Genomic DNA, 17,919 nt, shown 5'->3' on the forward strand with positions numbered 1-17,919 from the left:
CGGCGCAGGTCGCGCAGCGACTCCTGAGGTGTTTCGTCCGCTCACCTGTTTGCTATTGCGTCGCCGGTTCGCCAGCCCCCAGGGTCCAGCGGCCGACCGCCCGCTATCGGGCGGTCGCCGACGCCGTGGCGGCTTTCGACGCGCGTCCGGCCGACTCGCCGGTTGCCTCTTCGTAGCACTCCACCAACAAGGCCGCCGCCTGGCGGATCTGGTCTTCGGTGTGGAGCGCGTTGATGAAGAACCGCAGGCGGGCGCGTTCCTCTTCGACGGCGGGGTGCAGGATCGGCTGCACGTTGACGCCGCGGGCGAACATCATCCTCGAGAGCCGGATCGCCAGGATCGAGTTGCCGGTAATGATCGGCACGATCGGCGTGCCGCCGCTCATCCCGGTGTTCAGCCCCGCTTGCTTCGCCAGCGACAGGAACAGCTCGGAGTTACGCCGGAGCCGCTCTACACGCTGGGGCTCGGCCAGCAGCAGTTGCAACGCTTTCAGGGCCGCCGCGGTGTCGGGTGGCGAGAGGCCCGTGCTGAACACGAAGCCGGGGGCGGTGTACTTGAGGTAGCGGATCATCTCGGCGCTGCCGGCGATGTAGCCGCCGCTCGACCCGAGCCCCTTCGACAGGGTCCCCATCCAGATGTCGACGTCCCCGGGGCTGAGGTCGGCGTACTCGGACATCCCCAGGCCGCGCTCGCCCATGGTCCCCAGCGAGTGGGCCTCGTCGACGTACAGGTTGCACTGGTGCTCGTTCTTCAGTTCGACGAACTTGCGGATGTCGCAGAAGTCGCCGTCCATGCTGTAGACCCCCTCGACGGCGATCAGCACGCGGCGGTACTCGCCGCGGTAGCGCTCGAGCAGCTCGGCGCACGCTTGATGGTCGTTGTGGGGGAAGGCCCGGCGGAGCGCGCCGGAGAGGCGGGCGCCCTGCACGATGCTGTTGTGGGCCAGCGAGTCGTGCAGCACCAGGTCGCCTGGGCCGAACAAGTGCCCGATCACCGTCTCGTTGGTGGCGTGCCCGCCGACCATCGCGATCGCGTCTTCTGCGTGCAACGTCTTGGAGATCAGTTGCTCAAGCTCGAGGTGGATTGTCTTTTCGCCCGAGACGAGCCGGCTCGCAGAAACGCTGGTGCCGAAGCGGTCGACCGCTGCTTTGGTCGCCGTGGCGACGGCGGGGTCCCCAGACATGCCGAGGTAGTTGAAGCTGCTGAAATTGATGTACTCGCGGCCGCCGATCAGGGCGGTGTCGTTCGTCAGGCCTTCGTGCACCGTGAAGTAGGGGTTGCCGAAACCGGCCCCTTCGGCCATCCGGATGCTCTCTGCCAGACGCTGGTACTCCGGGCTTTCCGCGAAGTTGTAGTCGCCGGGAAGCACCTGACGGGCCGTGGGCTTCGTGGCGTCGGGCGAGACGAGGTGCTGCTCGACCGCGCGAACCACGTCGCGGCAGGTCTCCATCCCCAAGATGGCTTCTTCCGGGAATCGCCCGCCGAAGTCGTCTTCCAACGCGGCGACAATCTCCATCCGCTCAAGCGAGTCGAGCCCGAGCGACGGGATATCGGAGTCGAGCGTCAGCCCGGCGGAGCGTTCCTTGGCCACCGCCCGAACCGTCGCCAACACGCGGTCGACAATGTCGGTGCGCTCGGTCGCGGCTGGGGCCTTGCGCGGGGGCTGGCCGTTCGTGTCGGCGGTCGCCGCCGGCGGGGCGGGGGGGGTGGGTTCGGTCGCATCGGCGTCGGCCGCGGCGCGACGTCGGCCGTGCACCGTGACGCCCCCCGTGGCGGACCATTCGGCGGACACCGAAAGCGTCCCGTCCAGGTACGCCTGGCGGCACGCGTGCCGCTGGATCTTTCCGCTGGAGGTCTTCGGGATGGAGTTGGGCTTGATCAACACAATCGCGGCGGGCGCCACGTCGTGCATCTCAGAGATCGCCTTGCGGACCGCGGTGAACACTTCCTCGATGTCGATCCGCCGGTCGCGGCCCGCTTCGTGCACCAGCACCAGCTTCTCGCGGCCATCCTCACCGACGGTGAACGCGGCCCCGCTCGAGGGGGGGAGGTACGGGTGGGCGTGCTCGACCGTCAGCTCCAGGTCCTGCGGGTAGTGATTGGCGCCGTTGATGATGATCAGGTCTTTCAGCCGGCCGCTGATGAACAGCTCGTCGCCGTCCAGGAATCCAAGGTCGCCGGTGCGGAGGAACGGCCCGCGGCCCGACGCGGTGGTGGCGGCGAAGGTTTCGCGCGACAGCTCGTCGCGGCGCCAGTAGCCCTGCGCTACGCTCGGGCCGGCAACCCACACCTCGCCGACGATCCGCTCGGGCTGCTCCTCGTGCGTCTCCGGGTCGACGATCGCCACGCGCTGACCGGTGGAAGTGACGCCAGAGCTAACGACGGTGAGCGCCGCCCCGCCTGTCGAGTCGGCCATCGAGCGGGCGACGCCCTGCTTCATGGCTTCGGCGTCGTACGACCGCACCACCGGCTCGCTGTACTTATCGGACGCGGTCACCATCAGCGTCGATTCGGCCAAACCGTAGCAGGTGAGGAAGCCCCGGGACTGGAAGCCGGCCACGGCAAACTTGCGGCTGAACTTCTCCATCGTCTCGGCCCGCACCGGCTCCGCGCCGTTGAAGGCGACGGACCATTGGCTCAGGTCGAGCGTTGCCGCTTCTTCGTCGCTGATGCGCTCGGCGGCGAGCTCGTAGGCGAAGTTCGGCCCGCCGCTGATTACCGCCCCGGTGTCCGACACCGCCTTGAGCCACCGAAGCGGCTTCTGCAGGAAGTGCGTCGGCGTCATCAGCGTGTTGGGCCGCGCAAAGTAGATCGGCTGGATCACGCCGCCGATCAGCCCCATGTCGTGGTACAGCGGCAGCCAGGTGACCCCTTGGCCGCTGGTGGTCGGTTTGAAGGCGTCGGAGATGTACTTCGTGTTGCTCAGCAGGTTGCCGTGGCTGAGCATGACCCCCTTCGGCGTGCCGGTGGAGCCGGACGTGTACTGCAGGAACGCAAGCGTGTCGGGCGTGACCCGCGTGCGACGCCATTTGTCTCCGATGCTGACGTCGAGCTTGTCGGTGCTGATCCAGGGCACGTCCAGCAGCGCCGGCTGGTCGTGGATCATGGGCTCGATCCGCGCCCACGCTTCTGCGGTGGTCAGCGCCACCTTCGGAGAGGCGTCTTTCAGGATCGACTGGATGCGCGTCAGGTTGCGGTTGCGACGCGGCGGGTAGGCCGGCACGGCCACCACGCCGGCGTACAGGCAGCCGAAGAACGCCGCGATGAAATCGAGCCCCGACGGGTAGAGCAGCAGCGCGCGCTCACCGGCCAGGTTGCGGCCCTGCAGCTCCGTGGCCACGGCGCGCGCCTTCGCGTCGAGCTGGCCGTAGTTGATGTGTTGGCGCTGCGTCTCGCCATCCACGAGGAAAGTAAAGGCGCGCTCGCCCGGGTAGCGGGTAGCGCGTTCCCGCAGCAACGACACCAGGTCGGGGGCGTCGCTTGGGATGGTCAGCGGTTCAAAGCCTTGCCAAGTCACGCCGGTCCAAACTCCAGGGAAGGCTGGGCAGAAAGGTTGCGGAGCGTCGAAAAGCATGCGGTGCTCGACAGGTCTTATTAAAATGGAATGACTGGGCAATTTCTAGCGCCGAATCGCCGAACTGGTCAGAAAGTCGCCCAGACGCCGGCCTTACCCATATCGTCGCCTGCCGCCGGCGGGCCACGCCCGAAGGGCTTTGCGGCACGGTTGCGCCGGTTGCGGGGGGTTTGCCCCTGGTGCGGGTAGGCGCTCGAACGGCCATGGTTCGGGCCTAGAAACGCAATCAGCCGGCGGGGGAGTACCCCCCACCGGCTGGCGGCGTTTGTCGTCGTCGCGGCCCCCCGTTGAGGCGCGGCGGTTTTAGAACCGCACCTCAACACCGACGTCGACGCCATTCATAAAGATCGTTTGCTCCCCACCCTGCTTCAGCCCGATGTAGGGGAGGTAGTAGTCCACCACCTGCGAAGAGCGGGTGATGCTGTCGATGTAGGTCGCCGTGTACCCGGCGTTGATCGAGACCGCGTTGGTTAGCTGATAGCCAACCTGGGCGCGAAGCTCCACCAGCGGCGAGAAGTCTTCGTCCTGCCGGCCGTACCGCGAGTAGTGCGGCTGGGCGATCAGCGAGTTGTTCAGGCCGCCCGGCAGGGCGTCCTCGCCGACGCCGTTGGTCTGATCCAGGTCCTGGATGTTCCAGCCGAACATGAACCGGGCGTCGAGGTCGGTGCGCCACTTGGCTTGCTGGTACACCCACTTCAGGCGTAGCTGCGGTCCAACCAACTGGTTCTCCGTCCGCGTGTTGCTGAAGATGCGTCCCATCAGGTCGGTGCGGCCGTCGAAGCTGAACTCGTCTTCCATGCGGAAGAAGCGGACGCCGTAGCCAACCTCAAAGTGCTGGTTCTGGTGCTTCTGCATGTGGTGGCGGTTGCCCAGCCGGTGCGATCGCATGATCTCCACGCTGTTGACGTTCGTCACGTTCCGCACCTGAAGGAAGTCAAACCGCAGGTTGAACGAGTGGAGGTCGCCGTAGTCGATCGCGGTGGCGTCGGCGATGCCGTCGCCGTTGGTGTCTACCACGAAGAAGGTGCCGCCGTTGAAGTTCGTGTCGTCGATGATGCCGTCGCCCGTGCCGCTGGGGCCGTTGTTGGTGGCGTCGACGCCGAACGGGATCACCTCAACGAAGATGCCGGGCAGCCCGGGCACCGGGAAGAACCCTGGCACGCCGTCCTGCAGGTCCGCCGCGTCGGCGTAGTCACGCCAGCCTTGGAGGAACCGTTCCGGAGTGCGGAAGTTGACGTGTACGCTCCCGAACCCGTTCAGGCTCTCGAAGACGATCGGGTTGTCCGGATCGGAGAAGTCGTCGGGCGGCACGAAGCCATAGGTCTCGTGCGTCTGCCACTCTTGCTGGTCGAGGAACGTGAACGACCAGGCGACGTCGTCCTGCACGTAGCCAATCTCGTAGCGTTCGCCGGCCGAGAAGTCGGCCCCTGGCGGGGCGTCGTTGATGTCGTTCTGGATCGTGTAGGTAGGCACCGTGGTCGTCTCGTCGTCGACCAACGCGTCCGGGATGAAGTCGATCGGCTGGTTCGGCGGGGTGGGGTTGATCGGATCGCGGTGCGTCAGATTGCGGAAGATCTGTTCTGACTGATAGGTCAGCCCCGCTTCGCCGATGGTGGTCTTCACGCCGTTCATCGCCCAATAGGTGCGGGAGATGCTGCCGTAGAAGCCCTGGTCGGAGTAGTTGCCCATCTGGCCGTCGAGGTCGATGTCGACCGGTTCGAACCACTCGTAGTTGGGCTCGCTGTAAAACGGCTCCGTGATCATCTCTTCGGCGTACGCCGCGAGAGGGAAGGCTGTCACGGACGCCAAGGCGGCCAAGATTAAACGGAGTCGAGTGGGGGACATCGGCTTCCTCTACCCAGTGTCTGCGGAGGCAAACGCACTCCGACTGCGGCGCCCTGTGCGCCCGAGCCGGTGCTGTGTGGGTAGTATCGGGACCGCCGGTCGCAACAGTTGAGTAAGATCGGTAAAGGCTGCCGGTTTTCCGGACTTCGCCGGTAGCGTCGAGCGTTCCGCGCCGCTGCAGGCGCCGCCGCCCCGGCGGTGGCCAGCGGCTAGCCGCAGCAGTGTGCGGCTCCACCGCCCGGCTCGATCTACAGCCGCGCAGAAAAAAAGCCCCCGCAGGTGGGGCAGAGACCTGCGGGAGCCGGGCGTCGAGCGCTACCGCTGACAATAAGAAGATTAGAGTCGATGCGGCCGCATTTCAAGCTGTCGACACGTTTTTTGCCCGGGTCAAGGGAGAAAAACCCTAACAAATTGCCAATCTGTCGAAAAAACCGTATGGTTTTATCTCCGGCGCGGCCCCCAGGTCGTCCGTAGCTGCCCCTCTCCCCGGCTTCCAAAATGCGTCTTTTGCTCCGTTTGATCGCGTCTCCCAGGGTCCAAGTCCTTGCCTGGGCGGCCGCGTTGGCCGCGGCGCAGGCCTTGGCGAAAGAAGCCCCGGATGCCCAGCCCGCCGGCCAAGCCGGCAAGCCGCCCGCTGCGGAGCAGTTGCCCGGAGACTCCTGGGTGCGATTGGCGACCGATCCGAAGGGGCGCCCGCTGGGCCTGCAAACGGCGATCGTCCGCTATCAAAACGCCGACGCCTCGGTCGAAGTCGACTTGATCGGGGCGATCCACGTAGGGGACCTGGCCTACTACCGCGCGCTCAACCGTCGCTTCGGCCAGTACGACGCCTTGCTTTACGAGCTGGTGGCCCCGGAAGGGACCGTGGTCCAACCGGGCCGGGGCACGTCCAACGGCAGCGCCGTTGGCGCCCTGCAGAACGGGATGAAGGGGATCCTGGAGCTCGAGCACCAGCTCGAGCGGGTCGACTACACGAAGCCGAATTTTGTCCACGCCGACATGTCGCCCGACGACTTTCAGAAGTCGATGACCGATCGGGGCGAAGGGTTTTTGCAGCTCTACTTCAAGATGCTTGGCTCCGGGATCGCAGCTCAGAGCAAGATGGCGGTCGAGGGAAAATCAGCCGACGCCGACATCCTGATGGCATTGTTCTCGCAGAACCGGGCCAACAAGCTGAAGATCGCGATGGCCAAACAGCTTTGCGAGATGGGCTCGATGCTCTCGGCGTTAGGGGGAGAGCAGGGGTCGACCTTGATCACCGAACGCAACCGTATAGCGCTACAGGTCATGAAGCGGGAAATCGCCGAGGGGAAGACGCGTCTCGGCGTTTTCTACGGCGCCGGTCACCTGGAGGATATGGATCAGCGCCTGCGGGAAGAGCACAAGCTGCGGCCCGTTTCTGTGGAGTGGCTCACGGCGTGGGACCTGACCAAGTGAACGGCGCTTCCAGGTCTGGCGACGGAATTGCCGATTTGGTAGGCTACAGGGCTCGACACGTATCACCACGCAATTGGACGTACTCGGATGGCAAAGCCCGGTAGAAAAGTAAAGAAAGCGAACCACGGCGCCCGCCCCGCCTGCAGCCGCCCTCGCAAGAGCCGTCGCCACAAGGTACGCACCTAGCCCGTGAGGTTAGGTCGCCCTTGAGATGAGGGCGCCTTCGAGGTTAGGACCTCTGAGATGACGGCCTCTGATGAAGGTAGGCCTCCGTCGGAGCCAGCCTCCGTCGCATACGGGCTTCAAACGCAGGTTCGACGGCGATCCAGCTCTACGTGGGGGGATGCTCTGTAGTGGCGCGCACCAAAGACCTTATCCTCGATCCCGCGTCGCTCGACCTCACCACGGTGGTCGCAGACATCGACGCGATCCGTAGCTGCAACCAGCAGCGGTTCGAGATGGAGCAGCTCACGGCGGTCGTTCTAGACGACCCCGACCAAGGGGTGATCGCCGGCTACAAGGACATCACCGACGCCGAGTTCTGGGTGCGGGGCCACATGCCCTCAGCGCCGCTGATGCCGGGCGTCATGATGTGTGAGGCCGCGGCTCAACTGTGCAGCTTCCATGTGGTCCGCCATCGGCTCATGGAAAGCAGCGTGATCGGATTCGGCGGGCTCGACTCCGTCCGGTTCCGCGGCATGGTCCACCCGGGTTCCCGGCTGGTGATCGTGGCGCAGCGGTTGCAAGTCCGCCCCAGCGCGTTGGTGCGTTGCAGGTTCCAGTGTTTCGTTGAGAACCAGTTGGTGTGCGAGGGGCAGATGCTTGGCATCCCGATCCCCGCTGAGGTCCTGCGTCGTGAGAACCCCACTGTTTGATCGCTGCGCTCATCGCAACGCAGCACCGCTGACTGAGAGCCATGGGTCGCCGAGCGCTTCGAAAAATTGATCCAGCGATCGACCTGTCCCGGCATCTGCTGGAATTAGAGACGCTGCAAGAGGACTGGCGTCCCGACGACGCGTTCGATCAGCTTCGGCCTCTCGAGGTTGAGGTAGGGAGCGGCAAGGGGCTCTTCCTCGAAACCGCCACGGCCGACCGCCCCGATCACAACTTCCTGGGCGTGGAAGTCGCCGCCAAGTACGCCAGGAGCTGCGCCGCCCGGCTCGCCCGCCGCGGCCGCACGAACGGCGTGGCCGTGCACGGGGACGCCCTGCTGCTGATGAACCGGTACGTGCCGGATGGGGCTCTAGCGGCGGTTCATGTCTACTTTCCCGATCCGTGGTGGAAGAAGCGGCACCGGAAACGGCGTGTTATGAACGATCGCCTGTTGACGGACGTCGTACGCACGCTCCGCCCCGGTGGGGAGCTGCACTTCTGGACGGATGTCGAGGAGTACTTCCTCGAATCGATGACGCTGCTTGCCCAGTATCCACAGTTGGAGCCGACCGGCGCCGTGCCGGAGAGCCCCGCAGAGCACCACCTCGACTACCGGACCCACTTCGAACGACGCACGCGGCTCGCCGAGCTGCCGGTCTACCGAGCGAAGTTTGCAAGAAACGACGCCCCGAGGGTGACGGGCGGGGCCACATCGACCTAAGATTAAAGAGTTGCCCTCTTTTCGACGCCTAGGGCCGCAGACGCGAAGGGCGACTCAGCCCCGTACGCCTCCGCGGCGTCCATGATGCAGATCGCTCCCGGTTCGTTCGACTCGATCGATGTCGCGGTGCTGCTGCACGACGTGCGGACCGCTGAGATCGTCTTCGGCAACCGAGGCGCCGCCAGGCTGTTGGGCGCCGGCAGCCCAGAGCAACTCAGGGCCCGCATGCCGAGCCGGCTCTGCGACTCGAAGGCGTCGCCGCGGGGCGGCGAGCCCCCGATCGAGGCTCGGATCTTAGCCGCCGCCAAGACCGGGGAGTGCCACTTCCGAGCATCCCTCACACGGTGCGACGGCCAGACAAGCGACGTCGACGTCACCGTGAGCCTCACCCGAGTGGATGGCCACGAGATCTTGCTGGCCATCTGGGGCGACGCGACCCAGGGCAACGCCTCTGTCGAGGGGCTTCGCCGAGCCAATGAAGAGCTGCGGACGCGCGCTATCGAGCGCAGCGCAGAGCTTCGCTTCCATCACCGCTTCGAAGACCTTCTCATCGCGCTGGCGACGAGGTTCATCAACCTGCCCGGCGATCAGATTGAGGTCGGGCTTCAGCACGCGTTGCAAGAGATCGGCGTGTTTACCGGGGTTGATCGGTGCTTCCTCTACACCTTTGACGACACGGTCAACGAGGCAGGCCTGACGCACGAGTGGGTCGCGGACGGGGTCCCTTCGATCAAGGCGACGATGCAGCACCTGCCCCTGACGGACCACAGTTGGGGGATCGAGACGCTGCGGCGCGGACAAATCATCTCGGTCCCCGACACGGCTCAGATGCCCGACGAAGCCAAGGCGCTGCGCGAGATGTATTGGCGCATCGGGGTGAAGTCCGCCACCTACGTGCCTCTGATCTACGGCGCCGAGCTGCGGGGCATGCTGGGCTTCTCGACGCTCACGGCCGCTCGGGAGTGGACCGCCAACGAGGTTGCGCTGCTGCGGGTGCTCGCCGAAGTGTTGGCCAGCGCGATCGAACGCCAGCGAGTAGAAACGGCGCTGCGGGTCAGCGAGTACCGGTACCGATCCATCGTCAACGACCAGACCGACCTGGTCGTCCGCTGGCTTCCGGACCGATCGCAGACGTTCGTGAACGAGGCCGCCTGCCGGTACTTCGACGCGTCGGCCCAGCAGTTGCTGAGCGAAACCCTGTTGGAGCGCGTCCTGCCCGAAGACCGTGAGGCAGTAGACCGGAAGCTGTCCGCGCTCACCGCCGACCGCCCCGTGTCGTTCGACGAACGGCGGGTGGTCCGCCCCAACGGCGAGACGGCTTGGATGCAGTGGGTAGACCGCGCCCTGGTAGACGGGTCGGGCAGGGTCTGCGAATACCAATCCGTCGGCCGCGATATCACCAAGCAGAAGCACGCCAGAGAGAACCTGAGGAAGCGGTTGGAGTTCGAGCGGATGCTCGGATCCATGTCGGCTCGGTTCTTGGAGGCGTCGGGGTCCGATCTGGACGCGACCGTGAGCGACGCCATCGGACAAGTCGCTGGGTTCCTGGGCGCCGAGGGGGCGTTTATCCAACGCTTCTCCGACGACGGCGCCACCGTAAGTCAAACGCATGTTTGGCGGCGGGGCGCGTCTCCCGAAGACACGGCTCGGCTGCTCTTGAATGTTCCCACCGAAGACCAGAACTGGCTGCTCGATCAGCTCCGCTCCGGCCGGATTGTGCAGTCCCCGGACCTGCGCGAGCTGCCCCCCGCTGCCGACGGCGTTCGCCGCTTGTACGAATGGTTCGGCGTGCGGTCTTTCCTGCATATCCCGTTGTTCGCCGCGGGACGGGTTTGCGGCTCGCTGTGCGTCGCCAATACCCAGACCAGCACGCTGTGGCCCGACGAATCCATCGACCTGCTGCGTGTCGCCGGCGCCGTGATCGTGGGGGTGCTGGAGCGAGCCGACGCCGACCGAGCCATCCAGCAGAGCGAAGAGAGGCTACGCATCACGATCGATGCGGTTGAGGAGGGGCTCTACGACTGGAACATTGCTAAGGGCGAGGTCTACCTAAGCGATCATTGGTTGCGGAGCCTCGGGCACTCTGAGCGGGGCAACGTGTGGGGCTCCCACTCGTGGCGGGCGCTCGTCCACCCCGAAGACGCTCCCCGGTTCAACGCAGAGCTCGACCGACACCTCTCGGGGGCGTCCGAGATGCTTGAGGTCAGGTATCGGCTACGCGGCGCATCGGGCGAATACGTATGGTTCGACAGCACGGGCCGCATTGTAGAATGGGACGACCAGGGGCAGCCACAGCGGATGGTCGGGCTCGACCGGGACATCTCCCAAGAAATCGTCGAAGAACGCCGGCGGAGCGAGCTAGAAGGGCGGGTCGCACGCCTGTCGCGCGCCGCCACGATGGGGGTCACCGTGGCGGGCATCACCCACGAAGTGAACCAACCGTTGCACGCAGCGGCTACCTTTACCGAGACCCTGAAGCGGACGCTCGAGTCCGATCGACCCGATTCCAGAACGCGCGCGATGGACCTTGCGGACAAGGTCGCCGAACAAGTCGACCGGGCCGGCGACATCCTGCGAAAAATGCGTTCGTTGACCCGGCCAACCGCGTCGACGCTCGAGCCGACCGACCTGAACGCGGCCGTCCGCGAGGCCGGGGAACAACTGGCCTTCGTCGCCTCGGACAAGGGTATCGCGACGGACTTTCGCCTCGACGTTTCCGAGCCGCAGCTCCGGATCGACCGCGTACAATTGCAGCAGGTGGTGATCAACCTGATTCAGAACGCCTACGACGCAACCGCCAACCAGCACGACCGCGAGCGCCGTGTTATCGTGAGCACAGATTTGCGGGATGGGTTTGCGACCGTCGCGGTGCAAGACAACGGCCCGGGCCCCGAAGAGCCGCTAGAAATCGGCAAATTGTTTGATCCATTCTTCACCACGAAAGCCAGCGGGATGGGTATCGGGCTGTCACTCTGCAAGGCGATCGCAGACCGGCACGGCTGGACGATTGCGGCCGAGCTCAATCCAGCACACGGAATGACCTTTAGTCTCTTGATCCCCGAGAATCGGCGAGGCCCGGAATGAACGCTCACGACGTGGTCTATGTGGTCGATGACGACGCGGCGTCGCGCGAGGCGGTTGTCGGTTTGGTGCGGGAAATGGGGGTCGAGGCCCACGGGTTCGATTCCGGTGAGGCGATGCTGGAGGCTTATCGTGGTCACCGCCCCGCTTGTTTGGTGACCGACGTGCGTATGCTGCGGATGAGCGGGCTGGAGCTTCAGGAGGAGCTGCAACGCCGCGGCTACCAGCTCGCGTCGGTGGTGCTGACCGGTTACGCAGAAACCGCGGTCACTGTCAGAGCGATCAAGAACGGCGCGATCACACTGCTCGAAAAACCGTGCAAGAACCTGGAGTTGTGGGACGCCATCCGGGCGGCGCTCGCTCAGGACGCCCAACAGTGGCGTGCCGACTCGCAGCGGCGTGAGGTCCGCGAAAAGTTGGACCTACTCACCCCGTCGGAAAAGGAAGTGCTCGACCTGATGTTAGCGGGGGAAGCCAACAAGGTGATCGCCAACCGGCTCGACGTCAGCGTCCGCACGGTTGAGGTCCGCCGCCAAGCGATCTTCACCAAAATGCAGGCCGATTCGGTCGCCAAGCTTGTCAGGATGGTCGTCGAAGCCGGGGTCTGAAAATGGGACGTGAAGCAGAGATCGGGTACTCGGATCGCCTCGGCGTGCGGATAACCGATCGGCCGATCCGGCCTTCTGTGGAACAGCGCACTCGCCGCTCGGAAATCCACATCAATCGGCGCTCAAACTCCACTAACTGCAAGCACGCGGGTCTCGTATCGTTAGGGCATGAATGAAAGAGAGGAGGCAATCCGCCTAGCGGTCTGTGTTGAACCACGTACTCGACGCGCAAGGGGTGATAATTTGTATTCAAAAGGCGGATCAAAGAAGCCGGTTGGGGGCGTACTTTGGATTCTGGAGGACAACCCAGAAACCCGTAACGGGTTGGCGGCTACCCTCGCGGATCTGGCAGACGATGTTCGTCCGGTAGAGTCGGCGGAGGAGTTTCTAGACTCTTTCGACGACCAACGCCCCGCCTGCCTTGTGGTAGACGAACGCCTTCCTGGGATGTCCGGGACAGAGCTGTTGTCGATGCTGCAGGTGCAAGGACGGGAGTTGCCGTCGGTGCTGGTGACCGGATTCGCAACCACACAGCTTGCGGTGCGCGCCATGCGGAATGGGGCGATCACCGTGCTCGACAAGCCTCCCAGCGACTCGTCGCTGCGGCAGGCCGTCGTGGAAGCGCTCCACACCGACTCCCAGCGGTTGGCCAGTGAGACGATCCGTTCTTCCGCCCAGGCGAAGATCGACAGGCTTTCGCCGAGCGAGCGGCAGGTGCTGGAGATGGTGCTGGAGGGAATGCCCAACAAGCAGATCGCCGGCAAGCTGGGGGTTTGTGTGCGTACGGTTGAGGCCCGCAGGAGCCGCATCTACCAGTCTACCGACGTCGGATCCGTGGCCGAGCTCGTGCGGCTGAGCATCGCCGCGGGACTGGTCGACGTGTGCTAGCCACCGCTCGTATGCGGGCTGTCTAGCTGCTGGAGCGGAAATCCGCATGTCTCGGCTGGGATCCGCTAAAACGCTTCCACCAAGCGAGTTGCGCGCATTCGAGCAAGCAATCCTTGCTTAGGTTCTCGACACGTCGCAGCGCTGCAAATAGACTCACGCGGTCGGTTATTGAGAACGCCACGGGCCCCCAAGCCCAGGCGTACACGAGTCCCCGAGCATTTTGTATGGCACTTGCCGCACTAAGCGATTGGGCTGCTGCTTCGAGATTGGAACGGCAACACGACGCCTCCCCTGGTTGCCCCGGTCCGACCGCGGCCGCGGTCGCGGCGCTGGTGCTCGCCGAGCGACACGGCATGTGCTTGGCCGGCGACGCGTTTGGCGAACTCAACGACTTCGCCTACCAGGGCGACCTCAGCGAAGTGATCGTCGGGAGCCTGCACTGGCTGGCGGAGCGGCAGAACGCGGACGGCGGCTGGGGGGAGCCGGGATCGGGGTCGACGGTCGAGGCGACCTTGTTCGCTCGGATCGCGATTCAGCTTACCGGCGTGCCCGCCTGTTACGCCGACCTTGAATCGCGGGCGGACGGCTTCCTGCGCGGGCTGACGCACGGCCCGAATCTGCTGAAGCGGATGGGGCGCCATGAGGCGCGTGCGTATCCTTTGATCGGCGCCTGCGCTGCTGTCGGTCTTACTCCCTGGTCGCACGTTTCCCGGGGATGGCTCTGGCGGACGATCCGCGGAGCAAGCGGCGCCGGAGTCGCGCAGCGTCCGGCGGTGATCGCAGCCGCGCTGGCGCGGTGGCGTATGTCCTCCCATCTGGCGTCGGTCCGCAGGACGGTGGGCAGATCGGTCGAACCTCGGCTTCTCACCCGATTGACCAGCCAACAGTCGCCGACGGGCGTCTTCGCCAACTCGCTCTCGGAAACGGCGCTGGTGGTGATGCTGCTGACCTCGGCGGGGCTCCGCCGCACGCAAGCCGTTCAGCGTGGAGTAGACGCGCTGCTCGCCTCGATTCAACCAGACGGATGCTGGCCCGAAGCCGCGGTCTGATCCGGTCCCTCGGAGCAACGACGTCGATGCCTGGGCCGACCGAGCTAACGCGTGAGTCGTCCGCTGCCGCTCAGGGCTTCTTCGAAGAGCTTGCCTCGCTCTTCTTCTCGGACATCTATCGGCTTGGGTGCTTCACACCGGTAGCGGCGTCCGAGCTCCCGCCGGCGTACGGCGCGCTGCTGGCGCACGACGACCACATGACCGTCACGCTGGAGGCCCACTACGACTCGCTGGTGGACGTGCAGGCCGTGGAGGAACGCCGGGGCGACGACTGGTACTCGCGCGCCAGCGTGCTCACCCTGCAGCGGAGCGGGACGCCGGTGCAGTTCGGATTGATGCGGATCGATCTCGACGGGCTTCCCGCCAAGGCGAGGGCCGACATCGAACGCCAATCGGCGCCCCTGGGGCGAATCTTGATACGCAACGGCCTGCTGCGTGAAGTCGAAGTCCTGGCGTTTTGGCGGATCGATCCGGGGCCGATCCTCCTGGAGCGGCTAGGCGCAGCATCGCCGATTTTCGGCCGCTCGGCTAGAATCCTGGTGGACGGCCGCCCCGCCGTGGCGCTGCTGGAAATCGTTTCGCCCAAAATCTCAGCTCTTGAATGACTCCTCAGCGAGATCAATACGATTGCGTCGTTGTCGGCGGGGGGCCAGCCGGCGCGACCGCCGCCGCCCGCGTGGCGCAAGCAGGCCACTCGGTGCTGCTGCTCGAGCGAGACCAACACCCACGGCCGCATGTGGGCGAGTCGTTGATGCCGGAGTCGTACTGGGTTTTCGAGCGATTGGGCGTGCTCTCCAAGCTGAACAAGAGCGCCTACAGCCGGAAGGTCGGCGTGCAGTTCGTCAACCATACGGGGCGCGAATCGCAGCCCTTCTTTTTCCGCAACCACGACCCACGCGACTGCAGCGAGACGTGGCACGTAGACCGGGCAGAGTTTGACCAGATGCTCTTCGAGCATGCCCGAGAACTCGGCGCCGAGTGCGTTGAGCAGGCGCGCGTGACCGCGGTCGCGTTCGAGGGTGACCGGGCGGTAGGGGTCAAGCTCAAGGCCAGCGGTGGCGACAGAAGCGTGGCGTGCAAGGTGGTGGTTGACGCTTCGGGTCAGCAGTCGCTGATCGCCAACAAGCTGGGCCTCAAACGGGTCGACCCCAAACTAAAAAAAGCGGCGATCTGGCGGCACTACCGCGGCGCAGAGCGGGACGAATCGGGGGGGGGCGTCAAGACGATCATCGCGCACACCAACGACAAGCGTGCGTGGTTTTGGTACATCCCCCAGGCAAACGATACCGTGAGCGTGGGCGTGGTCGCCGATAGCGACTACCTGCTCAAGGGTGGATTAACCGCCGAACAAGCCTTCGACGCAGAAGTGGCCAAGTGCGACAGCGTTCGTCGGTGGATCGAGAACGCCGAGGCGGCGCCCGACCTCCGCGTAGCCAGGGAGTTTTCTTACAGCACCGATCGAGCGGCCGGCGACGGCTGGGTGCTGGTCGGCGACGCGTGGGGCTTCATCGATCCGGTCTACTCTTCCGGCGTCTATTTCGCCCTCAAGAGCGCGGACATGGCCGCCGATGCCGTCATCGACGCCCTACGCCACGACGACCTGTCCGCCGAGCGCCTGGGCGCCTGGGCGCCCGAGTTTACGGCGGGCACCAAGTGGGTCCGCAAGCTCGTGCACGCCTTCTACTCGGGCGAATTCCGGGTTGGCAAGTTCGTGATGGAGCACCCCCAGCACAGCGGGCCGCTCACCGACCTGCTGATCGGCCGGATGTTTTCTCCGGAAGTCCCGCAAATGTTTGAAGACCTCGAGCCCTGGCTCGAGAGGATGATCGCTACTGCTGGCGAGGGTGCAATCGACGACGACGCCGCGGAAGACTCGGCGCCTTCTTTTGGCTAACGTGCGCCGGGCGGGCGATTGGCGCCTCGCACCGACGCCGTTGCTTTTGCTAAGCTGCTGCCTTGCGGAAAGAAACCTGGCCCTTCACGAGGCGGCTTCTATGCAGGCAGTAGTCTGGTTCTTGGTGGCGACGCTCATCGTCCTGCACCAAGACGTTTGGTTTTGGGACAGCACCACCATGGTCTTCGGCATCGTGCCGATCGGGCTGCTCTGGCACATGGGCATCTCGCTCGCCGCCGGCATCACGTGGTGGCTAGCGACTCAGTACTGCTGGCCGGCCGACCTCGAAGCGGAGGACCGGTCGTGATACAGCTCTGGATCATCTTCGGTTACCTCGGCCTGCTGCTGCTGCTCGGATTCTTCGCCAGCCGACTGTCGCGCGGCACGTCCGGCGACTACCTGCTGGCGAGCCACTCCATCGGCCCGGTGCTGCTGCTGCTGTCGCTGTTCGGCACCACCATGACGGCGTTTGCGCTGGTGGGTTCTACCGGCGAGGCGTTCTCGCGCGGGGTCGGCGTGTACGGCATGCTCGCCTCTTCTAGCGGCATCGTGCACTCACTCTGCTTCTTCGTGCTGGGCGTCAAGCTGTGGCAGTTCGGCCACAAGTACGGCTACCGCACCCAGATCCAGTTCTTCCGAGACCGGCTCGATAGCGACAAGTTCGGCCTCGTGTTGTTCCCGGTGCTGGTGGGACTCGTGATCCCGTACCTGTTGATCGGCGTGATCTCGGCGGGGCTGTTTATCAACGTCGTCACACAGTCGAGCCACGTGGATGGGGTCAAGCAGCCTACGTTTACGGAGGGAACTTTCCCCGCCTACTTTGAGCAGGGTGCGGTGAACGAATCGGGCGAACGCGACGGCTTTGCCGGGCAGACCGGCTCTCGCGGCGGGCTGCCCCGGGATCTGGCTTCGCTGCTGGTGTGTGGCGTCGTACTCCTCTACGTGTTCTTCGGGGGGATGCGCGGCACGGCTTGGGCGAACGCGTTTCAGACTTCCGTCTTCATGATCCTGGGCGTGGTGATGTTTGTTCTGCTGGCGCGCAAATTCGGCGGCGGCGACGGCCTGATGGAGAGCCTGCAGAACCTGGGCGCCAGCATCCCCGACGTCAAGAAAACCCGCGAAGGGATGTCGCAATCGAAGTTCCTTACCTACATGCTGATCCCGTTATCGGTAGGCATGTTCCCCCACCTGTTCCAGCACTGGCTCACCGCGAAGAGCGCGGGCAGCTTCAAGCTGTCAGTTGTGCTCCACCCGATCTTTATCCTGATTGTCTGGGCGCCCTGTGTGCTTCTCGGCGTGTGGGCCGCCGGAGCGCTCGTGAACGTCCCGCCCCCTGTGGCCGCGGCGCCCAACCGGGTGCTGGCGTTTATGGTGAACCAGACCGAGAGCGACCTGCTTGCCGGCATGCTGACGGCCGGCGTACTGGCGGCGATTATGTCGAGCCTCGACAGCCAGTTCCTCTGTCTGGGCACCATGTTCACCACCGACATCTTGGTCCACTACGGCGGGAGCAACAGGTTCTCTGATCGGCAGATCATGTGGATTGCGCGCGGCTTCATCGTCGCGATCGTGGCGATCACCTACTTCTTCAGCCTGTTCAATCCGCCGGGCGTGTTCACGCTCGGCGTGTGGTGTTTTAGCGGGTTCAGCAGCCTGTTCCCGCTGGCCCTCGCGGCGGTCTACTGGCGCGGGCTCACCAAGTACGGCGCCTACGCCAGCGTGCTGACCGCTATCGGCGTGTGGTTCTACCTGTTCCAGCAATCGGGCTTTGCCGCGGATGAAGACTACGGCATCCCGGTGGCTATCTTCGGAGAGGTTTACGAGGTGATGCCCGTGCTCCCGATGATCATCGCTTCCTCGTTGGCGCTGGTCGTGGTTTCACTGATCACGCCAAAGCCGAACCCCGCGACGCTGGCGAAGTATTTCCCTTCGAAAGCCTAGCACGCAAT

14 protein-coding genes are annotated in these 17,919 nt (G+C 64.9%); 12 read left to right on the forward strand and 2 right to left on the reverse strand.

Translation table 11 applies throughout. The annotated features are described in order from the left end of the window. Positions 1–103: 103 nt before the first annotated feature. Entirely contained in the window at positions 104–3,517 is a 3,414-nt protein-coding gene (locus Pla175_RS07300) for an aminotransferase class I/II-fold pyridoxal phosphate-dependent enzyme (RefSeq protein WP_197527325.1), read from the reverse strand. Between the two features lie 360 nt (positions 3,518–3,877). Next, the gene (locus tag Pla175_RS07305; RefSeq protein WP_145282661.1) at positions 3,878–5,419 is read right to left on the reverse strand and encodes a BBP7 family outer membrane beta-barrel protein; all 1,542 of its coding nucleotides are present in this window, start codon (positions 5,417–5,419) and stop codon (positions 3,878–3,880) included. A gap of 498 nt (positions 5,420–5,917) precedes the next feature. Here Pla175_RS07305 and Pla175_RS07310 point away from each other — a divergent pair, with 498 nt between their 5' ends. The 12 genes from Pla175_RS07310 (at position 5,918) to Pla175_RS07360 (ending at position 17,911) form a co-directional block, all read left to right on the forward strand. Then, the gene (locus Pla175_RS07310) at positions 5,918–6,856 is read left to right on the forward strand and encodes a hypothetical protein (protein ID WP_145282663.1); all 939 of its coding nucleotides are present in this window, start codon (positions 5,918–5,920) and stop codon (positions 6,854–6,856) included. A gap of 87 nt (positions 6,857–6,943) precedes the next feature. Then, the gene (locus Pla175_RS27010; protein ID WP_391527854.1) at positions 6,944–7,042 is read left to right on the forward strand and encodes a 50S ribosomal protein bL37; all 99 of its coding nucleotides are present in this window, start codon (positions 6,944–6,946) and stop codon (positions 7,040–7,042) included. 167 nt (positions 7,043–7,209) lie between these two features. Then, entirely contained in the window at positions 7,210–7,731 is a 522-nt protein-coding gene (locus Pla175_RS07315; protein WP_145282665.1) for a 3-hydroxyacyl-ACP dehydratase FabZ family protein, read from the forward strand. Positions 7,732–7,772: 41 nt separating this feature from the next. Then, positions 7,773–8,450, forward strand: coding sequence for a tRNA (guanosine(46)-N7)-methyltransferase TrmB (trmB, locus tag Pla175_RS07320; protein ID WP_145282667.1), 678 nt, complete (start codon positions 7,773–7,775; stop codon positions 8,448–8,450). A gap of 81 nt (positions 8,451–8,531) precedes the next feature. Continuing rightward, on the forward strand, positions 8,532–11,534 hold the full coding sequence (locus Pla175_RS07325) for a PAS domain-containing protein (protein WP_145282670.1): 3,003 nt from the start codon (positions 8,532–8,534) through the stop codon (positions 11,532–11,534). Then, positions 11,531–12,139 carry a response regulator transcription factor gene (locus tag Pla175_RS07330; RefSeq protein ID WP_145282672.1) on the forward strand — a complete coding sequence of 203 codons (609 nt, stop codon included), beginning with the start codon at positions 11,531–11,533 and terminating at the stop codon, positions 12,137–12,139. The genes Pla175_RS07325 and Pla175_RS07330 overlap by 4 nt, the downstream gene beginning before the upstream one ends. Positions 12,140–12,307: 168 nt before the next feature. Next, positions 12,308–13,027 (forward strand): response regulator transcription factor, encoded by a 720-nt coding sequence (locus tag Pla175_RS07335; RefSeq protein WP_145282675.1) that lies wholly within the window; start codon positions 12,308–12,310, stop codon positions 13,025–13,027. Between the two features lie 266 nt (positions 13,028–13,293). Beyond that, the gene (locus Pla175_RS07340; protein ID WP_145282677.1) at positions 13,294–14,076 is read left to right on the forward strand and encodes a hypothetical protein; all 783 of its coding nucleotides are present in this window, start codon (positions 13,294–13,296) and stop codon (positions 14,074–14,076) included. Between the two features lie 26 nt (positions 14,077–14,102). Then, on the forward strand, positions 14,103–14,681 hold the full coding sequence (locus Pla175_RS07345; protein ID WP_145282679.1) for a hypothetical protein: 579 nt from the start codon (positions 14,103–14,105) through the stop codon (positions 14,679–14,681). After that, positions 14,678–15,970, forward strand: a complete 1,293-nt coding sequence (locus Pla175_RS07350; protein WP_145282681.1) for an NAD(P)/FAD-dependent oxidoreductase — start codon at positions 14,678–14,680, stop codon at positions 15,968–15,970. Before Pla175_RS07345 ends, Pla175_RS07350 begins: the two co-directional genes overlap by 4 nt. Before the next feature lie 100 nt (positions 15,971–16,070). Then, positions 16,071–16,277, forward strand: a complete 207-nt coding sequence (locus tag Pla175_RS07355; protein ID WP_145282683.1) for a DUF3311 domain-containing protein — start codon at positions 16,071–16,073, stop codon at positions 16,275–16,277. Beyond that, complete coding sequence (locus Pla175_RS07360; protein ID WP_145282686.1) at positions 16,274–17,911, forward strand: sodium:solute symporter family protein; 1,638 nt, start codon at positions 16,274–16,276, stop codon at positions 17,909–17,911. The genes Pla175_RS07355 and Pla175_RS07360 overlap by 4 nt, the downstream gene beginning before the upstream one ends. The last annotated feature ends 8 nt before the right edge of the window (positions 17,912–17,919 follow it).

Origin of the sequence: Pirellulimonas nuda, from assembly GCF_007750855.1 — a bacterium.
Classification (GTDB): Bacteria; Planctomycetota; Planctomycetia; order Pirellulales; family Lacipirellulaceae; genus Pirellulimonas; species Pirellulimonas nuda.